We start from the raw sequence: 17,302 nt of genomic DNA on the forward strand, positions 1-17,302 counted from the left end.
CTTCGGTGTTCGCGCATGCGCTGCACTGCCTAGCGGCGGTTCGTTGTGGTGTCGGCGGTCTTTCAGTAAGCGTCGTACAAACACTGAGGTAGCCGGGGGATGCGCGCTTGCCAGCAATGGCTAAAAGGTGTGGCGAGCAGTGCGAGATGTAGACAGCGCATGCACAATCGGAGTGCACGAGGGTAGGTGTTTGAGGCGTACATGCCAGGCTGAGCGTTATCGCCCCCTGCCTGGTCATGAGCGCTGTTCGTTTGTTGGCCGCTCCCAGTGGCGTAGCGACTAACGCACCGGTAAGGCCACCGCGTCGCCTTCCACACAGGCCACCAGGCGCTCGCCTTCGATCAGCGTCGGCACCACGCCCGCGGTGAAATGCGAGAACGCCGGCAGAATGGTGACGTTCTCGCGCAACCAGAACGCCGGCCAACGCCGCGACAGACCGGGCAGCGCCGCCAACGGATGCAGATGCCCGCATAGCACGTGACCGGTGGGATGCGGAAACGGGTCGTGGCGCAGCACAAACGGCCCGTCTTCGACCTGCTCGCCGGCGGCTTCGATTTGCAGATCCGCACCGGCTACGGCGCGGTCGTGATTGCCACGGATGGCAATCACGCGCAGCTCGCAATGCTGCTCGCGCCACGCGCTCCAACGGCGATGCCAGGCCGCGCGCGGGGCAGGGCCGTGCAACAGGTCGCCCAGAATCCACAGCGCCTCCACCTGGCGCTGCGCAAGCAACGCGTCCAGGCGCTCCAGATCGTGCGCGGTGCCGCCGGCGGGCAGCCCAATACCGGCGCGTCGGAACACATCGGCCTTGCCCAGATGCAGATCGGCGATCAACAAGGCGCGCTGTGCCGGCCGATACAAGGCACGTTCGCCGAGCAATTCCACAGTTTCGCCGGCCAGCTGCAGCTGCACGCTATCGCCCATGCTTGCGCTCGAGTTGCTCGGCGGCGCGTAGGACGCGTGCCTTCCAGTCCTCGGTACTCAATTGGCCACGCACGCGTTCGGCCCACAGCGGGAACGACAACGGGGTGAGACTGCGTGGCACGCACAGGCGCAGTTCACGGCGTGCGCAGTCCTCCAGCGCGTGCGCCAGGCGTGCCAGTTCGAGTTGACCTTCGAAGACTTCCCGTTCGGCCTGCGCTAGCAGCAGGTGATCGGGATCGAAGCGCTGCAACACGTCGTAGAGCAAGCCGCTGGATGCCTGCAGCTGGCGCAGACTGCGCGGTGCACGGCCGGGCAGGGACGGCGACAGCAACCCGGCCACGCGCGCGATCTCGCGAAATTGCCGGCGCGCCAGCTCGCCCAGGTTGAGACTATCGCGCAGGTCGTCGAACAACCCGGCCGGTGACAGCAAAGCGCGTAGGACATCGGCGTCGATGTCCACCTCCTGCGCGGGCGAGAGCACAAAGCCGTAATCGTTGGCAGCGAAGCTGAAGGTATTGCGCTGACGTCGGCCCCACCGTGCGGCCAGCAGCGCGGCCAACCCTTCGTTGACCTGCCGTCCGGCGAATGGATAGACGAACACATGCCGGCCATCGCGCGCCTTGATGCTTTCCACCAACAGGTGATCGGGGCCGGGCAGCGACGAGAGCGATGCCTGAAGGTGCAGCAGCGGTGCCAGCGCCTGCATTTCAGGTGCATCGCCGGGCGCGGCGAACACCGCCTCCACTTCGCGCCCCAACGCCGACGACAACGGCATACGCCCGCCCATCCACTTGGGCACCACACCGCTACCGCCCTTGGCGACACGCACGTAGGCGGTCATGTCTTCCAGGCGCACCAGTTCCAGCAATCGCCCGGCAAACTGAAACCGATCGCCGCGCCGCAGGCGGCCGACGAACTGTTCTTCCACCGCACCCAGCCGGCCGCCACGCAGGAACTGCACGCGCACGCTGCCATCGCTGGTGATGGTGCCGATGGACAAACGATGGCGTAGCGCGACACGACGGTCGGTGACGCGATACACCCCGTGCTCGTCGCGCACGACCTTGTGGAAATCCGGGTAATGCGCCAATGCGCTGCCGCCTTGCACGATGAAGTCCAGCACCGCGTTCCAGGTTGGTTTTTCCAGCGCAGCGAAGGCATCGGTGCCGCGCACCTCGGCGAACAGCGCATCGGCGTCGAAGCCACCGCCCAGGGCGAGGGTGACACAGTGCTGGGCCAGCACATCCAGCGATAGGCGCGGTGGCGGCCGTGCTTCGATATGGCCGTGCGCGATCGCGCGGCGTGCTGCGGCGTATTCGACCAGTTCCAAGGCATGCGAAGGCACACACACTACATGCCCGGACTCGCCGGGGCGGTGCCGCGCGCGGCCGGCACGTTGCAGCAGGCGCGCGATGCCCTTGGGGCTGCCGACCTGCAGCACCTGATCCACCGCGGGGAAATCCACGCCCAGATCCAGGCTCGAGGTGGCGACCACGCAGCGCAGGCTGCCGTCGCGCAGCCCCTGCTCGGCGGCGGCGCGCAGGCTGGGGTCCAGCGAGCCATGATGCAGTGCAAGCGTGGCCAGATCGTCGGGCCACACCGCGCTTAAGGCCTGGTGCCACAACTCGGCCTGCGCGCGCGTGTTGGTAAACACCAGGCTGGTGCGCTGCTGCATGATCTTCTGAAGCACGCGCGCCAGCTGCGCCAGGCCCAGATGGCCGGCCCACGGAAAGCGTTCGCCGCTGTCGGGCAGCAGCGTTTCCAGCGTCATCGCGCGCGGTTTGACGCCCGACACCAGCGCCGCATCGGGGCGATGCGGCAGCAGTACATCGCGCGCCTGCGACAGATTGCCCAGCGTGGCCGACAGGCCCCAGATGCGCAGCGCGGGCGCCCAGCCGCGCAGACGCGCCAAGCACAGCTGCAGCAACACGCCGCGCTTGTTGCCAAGCAGTTCGTGCCACTCGTCGACGATCACGCAACGCAGTGCGGACAGCTGCGGCGCCGTGTCCGGATACGACAACAGCAGGGCCAGCGATTCGGGGGTGGTGACCAAGACATCGAGCTTGCCGCTGCGTGCCAGCCGTTTGTCGCGCGCGCTGGCGTCGCCGGTGCGCAGGCCCACTTGCCAATCCAGTCCCAGCGCGTCTACCGGCTCGCGTAGTGCGCGCGCGGTGTCGGCGGCCAGCGCGCGCAAGGGCGTGATCCACAGCACCTGTAAGCTGCGTTGTTGTTGTCGGCGCGCGGCAGTGGCAGGTCTAGCCGATGTGGTCGGTAGCGTGCGGCCACGTGCAGCTAGCGCTTCGAGTAATGGACCGCCGAACGCTGCCAGCGTCTTGCCGCTGCCGGTCGGCGTATGCAGCAATCCGGATTCGCCGGCGAGATAGCGCTTCCAGACATCGCGTTGAAACGGCAACGGCGCCCAGCCGCGCTGTGCGAACCAGTCGCGCCACTGTTGCAAGGGCGTGCCGCGTGCCTGCTGCGTCGCTGTCACCGCGCCAGTGCCTGCAGACTGCTCAGGTGGTCGGCCTCGGCAAACGGTTTGTCGTGACGCCAGCGCAGGATGCGTGGAAAGCGCACCGCAATCCCGGATTTGTGCCGCGCGCTGCGGTTGACTGCTTCAAAGCCCAGCTCGAAGACATGATGCGGGCTCACTGCGCGTACCGGACCGAAACGTTCGGTGGTGTTGGCGCGGATCCAGCGATCCAGTTGCAGAATCTCCTTGTCGTCCAGGCCCGAATACGCCTTGGCGATCGGCACCAGCTGCCCCTCGTGCCAGAGCCCAAAGGTGTAGTCGGTATACAGCGTGCTGCGGCGGCCGTGGCCGGCCTGCGCGTACAGCAGCACCGCATCGATGGTGAGCGGGTCGATCTTCCACTTCCACCAATCGCCGCGTCGGCGGCCGGCCTGATACACCGAGTTGGCGCGCTTGAGCATCAGCCCTTCCACGCCGCGTTCGCGTGCCTGCACGCGCACCTGCGCGGCGGCCTGCCAATCGCTCGCCTGCACCAACGGAGAGGCGACGATGCGCGGATCGTCGAGCGCAGTAAGTACGCCGTCCAGCAATGCGCGACGCTCCTGCAAAGGGCGTTCGCGTAAGTCCTCGCCACCGAGCTCAAGCAGGTCGTAGGCCACCACGCGCGCAGGCGCAGCCGCCAAGGTCTTGGGGCCGGGCTTGAGCCGCTGGATACGCGTCTGCAACGCAGTGAATGGCATCGGCAACGGCTGCTCCGGCTGCCAGGCCAGCAGCTCGCCATCGATGACCGTGCCGTCGGGCAGCTGCATTGCGGCGTGTTCGATTTCCGGGAACCGACCATCCAGGCGTTCTTCGCCGCGCGACCACAGCGCCGCTTCGCCGTCGCGCCGGATCAGCTGCAGGCGGATGCCGTCCCACTTCCATTCCAATAGCCAGTCGTCGATAGCGCCCAGTGTCTCCACCTCGGCTTCGAGCGGCGATGCGAGAAAAAATGGGTAGGGCTGCTGACGATCGCCAGGCAGCTCTTCGCTGGTCAGCAGATCGGCCAGATAGGTCGCATGCGGGCGCCAACTGCCGAGCATGCGCTGGGCGATGCGCGCGATATCCACCCCAGACAATTCGGCCAGGGCCTGTTGCACCAGGCGCTGCGAGACGCCCACGCGCAATGCGCCGGTCAGCAGTTTGTTGAATACCAGCCGCTCGTCGAAGCCCAGGCTGCGCCAGGCTTGCACGATGCATGCCTTGCGCACTGCAACGTCCTGGTTGGCGATGGGCAGCAGCCGCTGTTCGATCCATTCGGCCAACGGCAGATCGGCTGCTTCGGTGACCGGGTCGTCCAGCAACAACGCCAGCGTTTCGGCCAGATCGCCAACATGGTCGTAGCTGTCGGCAACCAGCCAATCGGCAATGCCGGCGGTCTCGGTGATCCACTCGCGCAGCTCGCCGCTGCTGGCGATGCGCATGCGTGCGCCGGCGACCTTGCCGCCGGCCAGCAGATACAGCGCCCAGGCCGCGTCCAACGCGGGCGCTTGGCGGAAATACGCCACCAGCGCGGCGCGCTTGTCGAGCGTGCCGGTGCTACGGTCGAGCGTGCGGTACAACGCGGAAAAACGCTTCACAGCCGCGCCTGAGGTGCAGCGCGATGCGCTGGCGCGCGCAGCTCCAGCGCACGCCGGGTAAACGCGGCCAGCGTGCGTGGGCGGCGCTGCAGACGTGGTGGGCCGATAGTCGCGGCCGGTGCACCTCGATGCACGCGAAACGCCAATGCATACCGGCCAAATGCCAACGCGCCGCTCAAGCGCAGACGCGGACGTGCGCGGGCATAGCGGCGGGCGGGAAGCGGGTTCATTCTTCGGCTCCAAAATAGGTACGGAAGGCTTCGGCCGCAACACCGCGCTCGCGTAGGTGCTGAATCAAGGCATCGGTATTGCCGTGGGTGGCGATCACCCGGCGTGCGCCGGTGTCTTCGATGGTGCGCAATAAATCCGGCCAGTCCGCATGGTCGGACACCACGAAGCCGCGGTCGTAATTGCGCCGACGCCGATTGCCGCGAATGCGCATCCAGCCTGAGGCGAATCCCTGTTGCGCATGCCGGAAGCGGCGGATCCAGGGGCTGCCCGCAGCGGATGGCGGCGCCAGCACCAATTGGCCAGCGTAGTCTGCGCCGCGCGCATGCTCGCTGACCGGTTGGGTGTCCAGCATCGGGATGCCGGCCTGGCGATACACCTCTACCCCGGCAGCAATCGCGCCGTGCAACAACGCGGGTTGGGTGTCCCAGGCGCGCAATTCGGCCAGCACACGTTGCGCCTTGCCCAAGGCGTAGCAATACAAGATGGCCGCCTCGCCGCGCTCGGCGCATTCGCGCCGCCAGGCGACGATATCGGCCGCCACTTCGGACGTCTCCGGCCAGCGATACACCGGCAGCCCGAAGGTCGCTTCGGTGATGAAGGTGTCGCACTGCACTACTTCGAACGGCGTGCAGGTGGGGTCGTGCTGGCGCTTGTAATCGCCGGACGCCACCCAGACCTCGCCATCCACTTCAATACGCACCTGTGCCGAGCCCAGCACATGCCCGGCCGGATGCAGCGACACGCGTGCCCTTCCCAACGTAAACGCTTCGCCATCGGCATGCGTGTGATAGACCTGTTCGCCGAGGCGCCATTGCAGGATCGGCAGACTGTCGTGCGTGCAGTGGTATTCGCCCATGCCGCCACGCGCGTGATCGCCGTGGCCATGTGTAATCACCGCACGCGGCACCGGCCGCCAGGGGTCGATATGAAAGTCGCCTTGCGGGCAATACAGCCCCTCCGGGCCAAGCACCACCAGATCGCCGCGTGTGTTCGTGTCGTTGCCGTTGCGCATGCCCGCAACTCTGGCCAAGCCGGTGTGCAGATCCTGAGAATGGGAAGGGCACGCAACGGCGCGACCGGCTGGCTGCGGTAAATGTAAGCGTGCGTTTCCGGCACCGGCCTGCATGGCGCGCAATGACGTGTCTGTACGCGGTTTGGCGGTGGACGCCGTTGCCCTCAGCGCCACTTCGGTTGCGACACTTGCGCCACCAGTGCGTCCAGTCTGCTTTCATGGGCACGACGCGGTACCCAGTGTGCTAATGCCGCGTCCGACGCCCAGGCGAGCGCACCGCGCTTGCTTCCACCGCCAGCGTAAATCCGCGTTCTTCGCCGCCATGCATTGCGCCCACATCGACCACGTGGCGGCGAATCTCCTCGCCCTTGCCGTTACGCACCACCACCACCACGGTGTATTCCCACGGGTCGCCGTCGGCTGGATGACGGATGGTGCCGTCGACCTTCAGCGGCACAATCGGGGCCGGCTGCGCATGTTGCGCCGCCGCCGAGTCAAAGCGCAGATGGTGCTTGCAGGCAGGGCAGATGATGGCGCTTTCCAGGATCGTTGCCTTGCAATGCGGGCAGCTGCGCGTGGCTCCGGGCGCGCCCGGGCGGGGTGCACTCATGTGGTGGCGTCGTTGTCGCCGCTGACGGTCGTCTTGCTGGTGCTTGTCGGCTTGCCGGTGTCCTCGCCCCAGCCGAAGTCGGCCTGGCCACGCATGCGGGCACCGGAGGCCACGGTAAGATTGCCGGCCTTGACGTCGCCCACCAACACACCGGACGTCTGCAGTTCCACCTGCGCCGCCGATTCGATATTGCCTTCCAGCTCGCCGGCAATGATCACCTTGTTGGCGCGTACGCCGCCGTTGAGCTTGGCGCCACGTTCGATGGTCAGATCGCCCTTGACGTTGACGTCGCCCTTGAAGCGGCCGGCCAGCCGCACGTGGCCGGCACCCTCGATCTTGCCTTCAATGCTGATGTCGGCGGCGATCAGTGATTCCTTGGCCTCGCTCTGGCGCTGCGGTGGGCACCACGCTGGGCACAGTGGTTGCGGCCGGCACCGGTGGGGCAGGGCTGGCGTCGGCAGTAAACAGGCGTCCATCGGCAGCAGGAGCATCCGGCGCTGCGGGAACGCCGTCTTTCTTGTTGGGACCTTGATCGCGCCACATCGACATCGGACTACCTCGCTTCGGGGTCAAGGCCGACTATCGCTGCGTCAATCGATCTTTTGTGTGACGAAGCGCGCAATCCAGTGTCGACGACCTGCCTGCTCACCCGCCCAGGTCGGTACCGTGCGCCGCACCAGAGCCATGGCGCTCGACCCGGTTGCGCCCGCGATGCTTGGCTGCGTAGAGCGCAGCATCGGCTTTTTGAATCAGGCTTGCGCCGAGTTCGCCATCAGCCGGATAGCTGGCCACGCCGATCGAGGCGGTCACCCGCGGCAATGCGCGCTGGCCATCGCTGACCGCCAGCGCCGCGATATGGCTGCGGATCTGCTCGGCCAGGCGCATGGCTTCGTCGCCATCGGCCTCAGGTAGGATCACGGTGAATTCTTCGCCACCATAACGGCAGGCCACGTCCTCGGCGCGCAACCGGGTCAGCAACAGCTCGCCGACTGCAGCCAGCAGCAGGTCGCCACCGGCATGCCCCTGGCTGTCATTGAATTGCTTGAAGTGGTCCACGTCCAGCATCAGTACCGACAGCGGCAGGCCGCGTCGTGCGCAACGCGCCAGCTCATGACTCAGCGACTCTTCCAGGTAACGGCGGTTGTAGAGCCCGGTCAGCGCGTCGCGGATCGATTGACGGCGTAACGACTCGCGCAGGCGCAGGTTGCTCAGCGCCAACGACAATTGTTCGGCAGCTGCCTCGGCAATTTCCAGGCGCGGCATCGGCCCGGGGCCGGGAGAAGACAAAAACAGGAAGCCAAGCTGCGTGCCTTGCGCCGACATCGGCAGGCACGCGGTGGTGATCGGCGTTTGGCTGTCGGGCTCGTCGATGTGTGCGCACAGCGCATCCCGCGCCAGGTCTTCGATGATGTGCGGCTGGCCACGACGCAATGCCCAGCATTCTTCCGGCAGTAGCTGCGGCGCACTCTCCACCAGCGGCTCGCCCCAGTGGCTGATCGCTTCGGCCCGATCTTGCGAAGCGCGCAGCAAGTACACGCTTCCGGCAACGCCCGGAAGCAGGCTGGCCAAAGTACGGCTGGTCACCACCAACGCCTCTTCGGCACTGATGCAGCTTTGCAGCAGGCCAGTGTAACGGCTGAGCAGGTTGAGATCGGCGGTACTGCGCTGCAATGCGACGACACTGTCGCCCAGTTCGCGATTGGCTTGGGCGGCCAAGCGTTCGGCCTGCGCCCGATGCCGCAATTCGCGCATCAGCAGCGCGTAGACGCCACCGACCACCAACAGCCCGAACGGGATGCCGGCTAGGGCTAATGTCAGCAGCAGGGCGGCGCTCTGCCGGCTGCTATCCGCGCGCTGCGCCAGGAGTTCCTGTTCGCGTTGCACCATGGTCAATGCCTGCTCGCGGATGGCGCTGGTGGTGCGGAACGCGCTCTGCCGGATGCGTGTACGTGCCGGTTCCAGGCCGCTCTGCGAGTACACATCCAGCACCTGTTGCATCTGCCGCAACCGCGTCTCCACCAGGGTATGCAGCTGCGCCAGATGCTGTTCCTGTGCAGGATTGTCGGCAATCAACCGGCGCAGATTGCCTAACAGAATCGGCAGGCGATCCACGCTGGTCTGATAGTCCAGTAAATACGCCTCGTTGCCGGTAAGCAGGAAGCCGCGTTGCGCTGATTCGGCATCCAGCAGGCGCGCCTGGATTTCGTCGACTCGTCCAATCACTTCATGCGTGTGCGAGACCAGGGCCGCATCGGCCAGCGAGCGGCGCGCGCCGACGAAGATGCCGACGCCGATGACAACAAAGATCAGTGCAGAAAAAACCAGTGCCAGCTGATTGCGGCGCCGCGATGTAAAAGAGGTGGGCATGCCGAATGCTAGCCTGCCAGCCTCGACAACACGAGCTCAATGTCAGTGCAGGACGTGCGCGCCGGCACGAATTTGTTCGCGCGTAGACGTAGCATTATCAGCCGACAGAACGGCGAACCGACGTTGCAGGCTGCAGCTTGCTGGCTGGATGCTGCCCTGGCACGCGGGCACGCGAGGAAACGCCATTGTTGTAGTGGACTGCGCTCACCCTCCGGCGAGCGCAGCCGGTTTTTCGTTGCGCTTAGTGCTGCGGATGCTCGGCGTCGTGTTTGTCGGCATTCTGCTCGGCCTTGTTGGCCATCTCGCGGGTCTTGTCGGCGGTGGCGTCGGCAGCGTTTGCGGTTGCGCGGCTGGCGTCGGCTGCCATCTCGCGTGCGGCCACGCGTGCATCGGCGGTGGCGGCCTTGGCCTCTACAGCGGCACGGTCTGCGGCCTGTTCGGTCGCAGCGGCAGCATGCTTGGCCGCAGATGCGGCATCGCGTCGGGCCTGTTCGGCATCAGGGCCCTGGCAGGCGGCGAGGGTGAGGGCGGCGATGGCGCTCAACGACAGCATGCGGATCGTCTTCATGGGTGGTCCTGTTCCTGTTCCGGTGTTGGAGAACGAAGCTTAGGCAGGAGCGGATGCAGTCTGCGTCAAGGTACGGCTCGCCAGCGGCGTCGCGCAAGCAGAGGTCTGGAGCCCGCAATCCATTGCGCATCCATCGATGCGCGGACCACCCGACTCAAATCGCAGGCAAAGAAAAAGCCGCTGGAAACCAGCGGCTTTCTCCGAACGCGCTTAGAGCTAAGAAGTGATTACTTCTTGGCTTCTTCAGCGGTGTCCTTAGCAGCTTCGGCGGTGTTTTCAGCCGTCTTGGCAGCGTCGGCAGCCTGGTCAGCAGCAGCGTCGGTGGCGGCGCCGGAAGCAGCCTGGGCAGCGTCAGCAGCGGTGTCGGCCGAAGCAGCGGCAGTGGTGGCAGCAGCCTGAGCGGCGTCAGCCGACTGCGAGCCCGAGGCAGCAGCCTGGTCGGCAGCGGTCTGAGCGTCGGTTGCAGCTTCGTTGGCCGAAGCAGCAGCGTCTTGAGCCTGTTCCGGCTTCGAGCAAGCGGTCAGGGCCAGGCCCAGAGCCATTGCGATCAGCAGCTTGTTGATGGTCATTGTTTCAATCCTCGTCGATTAGATTAGGCAACGCGCTATTGCGCGCCCCCGACATGATGACGGCCCGAAGACGAGTGTCAAGCGCCCGCCCATTCAGCTTTGCAAATTCGCTGTTAATGGCAATCAAATCAATTCGATAGCAATGGCAGTCGCTTCGCCGCCGCCGATGCACAGCGTTGCGATTCCGCGCTTGCCGCCGCGCGTGCGCAACGCATTCACCAATGTCACTACCAAGCGCGCACCGGACGCGCCGATGGGATGACCCAGCGCGCAGGCACCACCGTGCACGTTGACCTTCTCATGCGCGATGCCCAGTTCCTTGATCGGCGTCATCGCTACAACAGCGAAGGCTTCGTTGATTTCGAACAGGTCCACGTCGTCCAATTGCCAGCCGATCTTGCCGACCAACGACTGGATCGCCGACACCGGCGCAGTGGTGAACCATTCCGGTGCCTGCGAGTGGGTGACGTGGCCGACGATGCGTGCCAGCGGCGTGACACCACGGCGTTGTGCATCATCGGCGCTCATCAGCACCGTGATCGCCGCACCGTCGGAGATGCTCGACGAGCTGGCTGCCGTCACCGTGCCGTCCTTCTTGAAGGCCGGCTTCAGGGTCGGAATCTTGGCAACGTCGGACTTGCCCGGCTGCTCATCGCTGTCGACCACAACCTCGCCCTTGCGCGTCGCCACGGTTACCGGAACGATTTCATCTGCAAACGCGCCTCTGCGCTGCGCGACCTGCGCACGCTCGACCGAACTGATCGCGAAAGCATCCTGATCGGCGCGGCTGAAGCCAAATTTTTCTGCGGTGGCTTCGCCGAACACACCCATCGCCTGGCCATCGTAGGGATTGGTCAGGCCATCCCATGCCATATGATCCACCGCCTGGAAATTGCCGTAGCGGTTGCCAGTGCGCGAATTGGGCAGCAGGTGCGGCGCATTGCTCATCGACTCCATGCCACCGGCCACCACGATGCTCGCCGAACCGGCCTTGATCAGGTCGTGTCCGAACATGATTGCCTTCATCCCCGAGCCGCACACCTTGTTGATGGTGGTGGCGCCGGTGGATGTCGGGATACCTGCGGCAATGGCGGCCTGACGCGCCGGTGCCTGGCCGAGGTTGGCCGGCAGCACGCAGCCGACAATGACCTCGGACACATCAGTCGGTGCGATTCCCGATTGCGCCAGCGCGCCTTCGATTGCAGCGGCGGCAAGCGTCGGTGCCGGCACACCGTTGAATTGACCAAGAAATGAGCCGATGGCAGTGCGTTTGGCAGCAACGATGACGATGTCGGACATGAGCGGATACCGTTTAAAGTGAAACGATTATCTGCCTCATGGCCGATTCGCGCCAGCTGACCGACGTGCGGCTTCAGGGGCAGACCGATGCCGTATATGATGAGATTCGGGCCCGGGATGGGGCCCAATCCATGGAATGGGTTCGGGGAGAACACTCAAATGAAGAAGACAGACGTCGCCAGGACTGTCCTGGCCTCGGCGCTGGCTGTGGCGTTGACTGCCTGTGGCGGCGGTGGCGGCGGAGGCGGTATTCGTCCGACCACGCCGACTGCACCGCCACCGACCTCACCACCGCCGCCGCCGCCCACCTCGCCGCCACCGCCACCACCGCCGGTCACCGCACCGACACCGGAACCAGCAGTCGATGCGCATCTGGCATTGACCAATGCACGCGCAGCGCAGGCGCTGGGCTTCACCGGAGCCGGCTATCGCATCGGGGTCGTCGATAGCGGTATCAATGCCAACCACCCAGCCCTGCAGGGGCGGGTCAGCGACAGCTTCATCTATGTCGACCCGCGCACCAATAATGTCGCGGTGGGCGATGTGGTCGGGCACGGCACGTCTGTCGCTCAACTGGCGGCCGGGCGTGCGGTGGGGCAGTGGCCGGGTGGTATTGCGCCGGGTGCGGGCCTGGTGTCTGCGCGCATCATCAGCGACCGCGCACCGGTGGACGATGGCAGTGGTCAAGGCAATGAGGTCGACGGACCGCTCGGTCTTGGGCCAGTGCATGCCGATCTGATCGGCGCAGGCGTGCGCATCATGAATAACTCATGGGGCGGCCTGTATTGGAGCGACCCGGCGGCGACCAATCAGATCGCGCAGGAATATCGACCGTTCGTCATCGGCAATGATGGATTGGTGGTGTTCGCTTCGGGCAACGAGTCGCGGACGCAGCCGTCCGACACTGCGGCGCTTCCGAGTCAGCTGGGTCCAAATGGAACGCTGCCGGCGGCCGATCTGGAACGGGGATGGTTGGTGGTCGGCGCGGTGGATACCGCCAACCCGACGCAATTGGCTTCGTATTCCAATGCCTGCGGCGTGGCGATGCGTTATTGCCTGGTGGCACCGGGCACCTCGCTGTTTATCGACCCTGATGCAACCGCCAGCAATATCCGTTACTTCTACGGTAGCGGCACGTCCTTCGCCGCGCCGCTGGTCTCGGGTGCAGCGGCATTGGTGTGGCAGGCGTTTCCGTACTTCAACAACGATCTGGTCCGACAGACGCTGTTGGGCACCGCCACCGATCTGGGCGCGGCTGGCGTCGATCCGACATTCGGTTACGGCCTGCTCAACGTGGGCAAGGCGGTACTGGGGCCGGCACGTTTCGACTGGGGCACGGTGGATGTCACAGTCAATACCTTGCGGTCGACCTGGACCAACGACATCAGTGGCGGCGGTGGATTGACCAAGCGCGGCACTGGCACGCTGGTGTTGAGCAGCGACGCCAATACCTTTACGGGCGACACGCAGGTGCTTGGCGGTACCTTGCAGACGGCCAGCCTGCAGAGTGCGCGGGTGGGGATCGCCAACGGGGCGAGCCTGGTCGGAGCCGGCAGGATCGGCGGACGGGTCGACAATGCCGGCACGTTGCAGGTCGACAGCGCGCTGCTCTCGGTCAACGGCGACTACGCCCAGGCCAGCAACGGCCGTTTGGCGCTGAATGTGGGCGACCGTTTGAATGTCGCCGGCACCGCGACCATCGCCGGCGACCTGCAATTGCTTGGCCGGCGCAATTATGTCGTCGACAACATGACCTATCCGGTATTGCAGGCGGCCAACGGTTTGCAGGGCACGTTTGCGACGACCAGCGGTGGGCCGGCAGTGACCTTCCTCAACGCCACGGTGACCTACAAGGCCAACACTGCGTTCGTGTCGCTGCAGCGCATGGATGTCACGGCCGTCGCCGCATCGCTGGGCGCAGTCGGCACGGCATCGATGGAGTCGGCAATTCGCGTCGAACAGGCGTTCCAGAAGGTCGATGCGCAGCAGCTGCAGGGCAACGGCGGCATCAGCAGCGGCTTCATTCGCGCCGCGGCGGCGTTGCAGCAATCGCCCGATGCCAAGACCGCAGCGGACTCGCTGCGCAGCCTGTCCGGACGTGCGCATGCCGCGTCTGCGGCGATGACCTTCGACACCATCGATCTGGGCCGACGCGCGTTGGCCGCGCATTTCGATGGTCTGTCGCAACAGCCGCGCATGCTGGGTACATGGCAGCGCGCACTGGGCGGACCGGGCGAGGGTGGGGTGACCACTGCAGGATTTGCCACCTCCGGCTGGATGATGGGCAACGACCTGCGCTTGGCGTCTGGCGCAGTCACCGGCTTTGCGTTTGGCGAAACGCGTTCCAACAGCCTGGGCGATCTGGATGGCGCACGTGGCCGCGATCGGCAGGTGCAGGCGCAGCTGTACTGGGGCACGACGCTGGGGTCGGCGTACACGCTGGGCCAGCTGGGCTTCGGTAACGTCAACCGGCAGATCGAGCGCAACCTGCAACTGGGCGAAGACCGCAGCAGCGCCTTCAGTGATTACAGTGGCAGCTATCTCAGCGGCAATCTGGAAACCGGCTATCGCTGGGGCCATGCAACTGCGTCGCTGACCCCGTACATGGGCCTGGACTACGTGCGTTTGCGTAGCGAAGGTTTCCGCGAAAGCGGTGGCGATGGTTTCGGTCTGCGTGCCGATGCAAGCACCTCCTCGCGTACGCAAGTGCTGGCCGGTCTGCGTTCGGCCTATCGCTGGCGCGGGCTGCAGCTGGGTGGTTATGCCGAATGGCAGCAGGCACTGAGCAGTCAGGGGTTGATGCTGGATGCCAGCTTCATCGGAGTGGAGGCATGGGCACCGCTGCGCGGCATGCAGCCGGCGCGCTCGGGCGGCATGTTCGGCATTGCGGCCTCGGCGCCGGTGGGCCAGCAGAGCCAGTTGCGTTTTGGCTACGACCAACGCGTGGGCGAGCGTGGCGACGACCGCGCGTTGAGCCTGAAGTACAGCGCCGATTTCTGATCGGTCTGCATGACGCCCGGGTGCAATGCCCGGGCGTCATGGTGCGTCGGCGATTGCGCCACCGCAGGTGTTGTCAAACGCGGCTGAGCCTGTCGGCGCGCTTATTCGCCGCGCAATTTATGCAAGAAACGCGGTGCGGTACGGCCCAGCGGCAGTTTGAGTTTGCTGATGGCTTCGATGCGCGCTTCGGCAATCTGGTCTGCCGCCTGCTGGGGCGAAACATTCAACTGTGTGGACAGGTCGAAGACCTTTTCCAGGTTGTGATAAATGCTGCGGATCAGACGCATGGCGCGCTCGCGGTTGTAACCGTCGATCTCCAGCGACACATTCATCACCCCGCCTGCATTCACCACGTAATCGGGCGCATACAAGATGCCGCGCTTGTGCAGTTCTTCGCCGATGGCGGCGCTGGCCAGCTGGTTGTTGGCGGTGCCGCAGATGATCTTGGCCTTGAGCTGCGGCAGGGTCTGTTCGTTGATGGCCCCCTCCAGCGCGCAGGGAGCGAAGACGTCGGCCGCCACCTGATGGATCTCGTCCGGGCGCACGGCCTCGGCGCCGTACTCGGCTACCGCGCGGTCCACCAGTGACTGATTCAGATCGGCAACATAGAGTTTTGCGCCGCGCTCCTTGAGCAGCTTCACCAACTCCATGCCGATATGGCCCAGGCCCTGGATGGCGATGCTGGCCTTGCCCACTTCCTCGTGACCGAGCTTGCGATTGAGCGAGGCCATCAGCGCCTGCAGCGCACCGTAGGCGGTGAATGGTGCCGGGTCGCCGGAGCCGCGATGCACCTGATGCACACCGGTGACGTACTCGCTCTCCAGGTAGATCTGTTCCATATCGTTGACGTCGGTACCGACATCTTCGGAGGTGATGTAGCGCCCGCCCAGGGTGTCGACAAAACGGCCGAATGCGCGAAACAGCGCCTCGCTCTTGTCGGTCTTGGGGTCGCCGATGATCACCGCCTTGCCGCCGCCGACGTTCAGCCCCGCCAGCGCGTTCTTGTAGGTCATGGTGCGGCTGAGACGCAGCGCATCGGCGAGCGCCGCTTCGCTGTTGGGGTAGGGGCGCATGCGCACGCCGCCCAGCGCCGGCCCGAGCCGGGTGCTATGCAGGGCGATGATGGCCTTGAGGCCGGCGTCGCGGTTGTGGCAAAAGATCACCTGCTCGTGACCGGTGGTGTCGAGGGTTTCGAAAAGCATCGAAGGCTCCGCGGGGCTGCGTGATGTGCCTCCCCGACGCCGGGCCTGGGCCCGTGTAGTGGGGAAACAAAAAGCGACGTCTGCAGACCCTGTCCGATCACGTCGCGCTGCAACATTTTAAACCACGTCGGCAGGGCGCAGTGTATGAATCTGTTCACCAATCCCGATAGCATTGCTGCCGGAACCACAGCGTCGCCAGCCACTTGGTCCCGGCAGTGACCGGCAGGCCGGCGTGCAGCGACTCAGGATCGGGCCGGCCGTCGGCGTGCAGATTGTCGAAACACACCACCGCCCCTGCGCACGGCTGCACGCTGACACCGGCGACAGGGAATTCCGTGTCGCCACCCGCTTGGACTGCATTGAGATACACGCAGACGGTGCGCTGATGATTACCGGCAGCGGGACGATCCGCGGCGATCCTGCTCGCCGGCAGGTAGTCGCGATGCGCGCGGTACTGCTCTCCAGGCGCGTAACACAGCACCGATAACGGCTCGGCGTGCGTCAGTGGCAGCCGTGCGCAGGCCGCCAGCCGGGCCTGCGCAGCGCGGGCAGCGAAGTCTTCCAGGATCGGGTCCAGCGTGGCGCCGCGGCTGGTACGGATCGGCGTGCGTTGGCTGCTTGCATCGTCGGGGTCGACCACCTGGGACGCACGCAGATGCGGGCGTGCCAGCAGGATCAGCAGCCGGCACTCGTCGGCCGACAGCACGGCGGCATGCCGTTCGATCGTTGGACGCTGGTGGAGCCGCGTTGGCGCGCTGCGCGGCGTGAAGTGGATGAGGTCAAGCGCGGTGTCCTCGGCCGGATCAGGAGGCGCGACTCGCACCTCGGGCAGGGCGGTGACACCGAGTGGCTGCAGTTGCTGTAGCAGGTGTTTTGCTGCCTCTGGCTGGGCAGTAACGCCTTCGCCGCGCAGCAGGCGCTCGGCGAGCAGCGCCGCGGCTGGCACGTCGCCGGCGGCTGCGGCCTGCTCCAGCAGGCGCACGCAATGCTGTTGCTGCTGCGGATGATCGATTCGGCCGTACTGGATGGCTAGCGCACGCAGCGCCGGCGGGTAATGTGCTGCCGCAGCCGCGTGCAACCGCGCACGCGCTTGTGTTCCCAACTGTCGCGGGTCCTCCCCAACAGCTAGCGTCGCCAGCAGATAAGACGCTGCAGCCACGCCACTGCGTTCGGCGTGTTGCCAGTGCGCGATGGCCTGAGTGACATCCACTGCACCGCCGATGCCGTAGGCCAGCATGCGGCCGGCCTCGATCTGGGCAGTGGCATCGCCTGCGGCGGCGCCACGGGCATACCAGGCCAAGGCTTGCTCGGTCTCGCCGGCGCGGACCAGCGCCTGCGCCAATGCGTTGATGGCCGCAGGCTGTTGGCTTTGTGCGGCAAGGGTGAGCTGCGCGAGGGATGAGGCGTGCATGGCGGCATCCTACTGCG

Annotated in this window: 13 protein-coding genes and 1 pseudogene; 1 reads left to right on the forward strand and 13 read right to left on the reverse strand. The window is 65.6% G+C overall.

What is annotated here, in order from left to right; all coding sequences use genetic code 11:
* Nucleotides 1-279: 279 nt before the first annotated feature.
* The 11 genes and pseudogenes from pdeM to BJD12_RS20125 form a co-directional block, all read right to left on the reverse strand.
* Entirely contained in the window at nucleotides 280-924 is a 645-nt protein-coding gene (pdeM, locus tag BJD12_RS20075) for a ligase-associated DNA damage response endonuclease PdeM (RefSeq protein ID WP_005991990.1), read from the reverse strand.
* Nucleotides 914-3,415 carry a ligase-associated DNA damage response DEXH box helicase gene (locus BJD12_RS20080; RefSeq protein WP_005991992.1) on the reverse strand — a complete coding sequence of 834 codons (2,502 nt, stop codon included), beginning with the start codon at nucleotides 3,413-3,415 and terminating at the stop codon, nucleotides 914-916. The genes pdeM and BJD12_RS20080 overlap by 11 nt, the downstream gene beginning before the upstream one ends.
* Nucleotides 3,412-5,016, reverse strand: coding sequence for an ATP-dependent DNA ligase (locus BJD12_RS20085; protein WP_005991994.1), 1,605 nt, complete (start codon nucleotides 5,014-5,016; stop codon nucleotides 3,412-3,414). Before BJD12_RS20085 ends, BJD12_RS20080 begins: the two co-directional genes overlap by 4 nt.
* Nucleotides 5,013-5,246 (reverse strand): hypothetical protein, encoded by a 234-nt coding sequence (locus BJD12_RS20090; RefSeq protein WP_005991996.1) that lies wholly within the window; start codon nucleotides 5,244-5,246, stop codon nucleotides 5,013-5,015. The genes BJD12_RS20085 and BJD12_RS20090 overlap by 4 nt, the downstream gene beginning before the upstream one ends.
* Entirely contained in the window at nucleotides 5,243-6,259 is a 1,017-nt protein-coding gene (locus BJD12_RS20095; RefSeq protein ID WP_005991998.1) for a ligase-associated DNA damage response exonuclease, read from the reverse strand. The genes BJD12_RS20090 and BJD12_RS20095 overlap by 4 nt, the downstream gene beginning before the upstream one ends.
* Before the next feature lie 244 nt (nucleotides 6,260-6,503).
* Entirely contained in the window at nucleotides 6,504-6,869 is a 366-nt protein-coding gene (locus tag BJD12_RS24380; protein ID WP_005992000.1) for a hypothetical protein, read from the reverse strand.
* A pseudogene (locus BJD12_RS20105) lies at nucleotides 6,866-7,418 on the reverse strand (bactofilin family protein). Before BJD12_RS20105 ends, BJD12_RS24380 begins: the two are co-directional and overlap by 4 nt.
* Before the next feature lie 96 nt (nucleotides 7,419-7,514).
* Complete coding sequence (locus BJD12_RS20110; RefSeq protein ID WP_005992004.1) at nucleotides 7,515-9,236, reverse strand: diguanylate cyclase; 1,722 nt, start codon at nucleotides 9,234-9,236, stop codon at nucleotides 7,515-7,517.
* Nucleotides 9,237-9,477: 241 nt separating this feature from the next.
* Entirely contained in the window at nucleotides 9,478-9,804 is a 327-nt protein-coding gene (locus tag BJD12_RS20115; protein WP_005992006.1) for an XAC1346 family secretion chaperone, read from the reverse strand.
* Between the two features lie 227 nt (nucleotides 9,805-10,031).
* A complete protein-coding gene (locus BJD12_RS20120; protein WP_005992008.1) occupies nucleotides 10,032-10,373 on the reverse strand; it encodes a hypothetical protein in 342 nt (113 codons plus the stop codon).
* A gap of 123 nt (nucleotides 10,374-10,496) precedes the next feature.
* The gene (locus tag BJD12_RS20125; RefSeq protein WP_005992010.1) at nucleotides 10,497-11,672 is read right to left on the reverse strand and encodes a thiolase family protein; all 1,176 of its coding nucleotides are present in this window, start codon (nucleotides 11,670-11,672) and stop codon (nucleotides 10,497-10,499) included.
* Nucleotides 11,673-11,831: 159 nt separating this feature from the next.
* Between BJD12_RS20125 and BJD12_RS20130 the strand changes: the two genes are divergently transcribed.
* Complete coding sequence (locus tag BJD12_RS20130) at nucleotides 11,832-14,672, forward strand: autotransporter serine protease (protein ID WP_005992012.1); 2,841 nt, start codon at nucleotides 11,832-11,834, stop codon at nucleotides 14,670-14,672.
* A gap of 101 nt (nucleotides 14,673-14,773) precedes the next feature.
* Here the strand turns inward: BJD12_RS20130 and BJD12_RS20135 are convergent, their stop codons facing one another.
* A complete protein-coding gene (locus BJD12_RS20135; RefSeq protein ID WP_005992014.1) occupies nucleotides 14,774-15,874 on the reverse strand; it encodes a Glu/Leu/Phe/Val dehydrogenase dimerization domain-containing protein in 1,101 nt (366 codons plus the stop codon).
* Nucleotides 15,875-16,028: 154 nt separating this feature from the next.
* On the reverse strand, nucleotides 16,029-17,285 hold the full coding sequence (locus BJD12_RS24385) for a 2OG-Fe(II) oxygenase (RefSeq protein WP_005992016.1): 1,257 nt from the start codon (nucleotides 17,283-17,285) through the stop codon (nucleotides 16,029-16,031).
* Nucleotides 17,286-17,302 lie beyond the last annotated feature (17 nt).

Origin of the sequence: Xanthomonas vesicatoria ATCC 35937 (assembly GCF_001908725.1) — a bacterium.
GTDB lineage: Bacteria > Pseudomonadota > Gammaproteobacteria > Xanthomonadales > Xanthomonadaceae > Xanthomonas > Xanthomonas vesicatoria.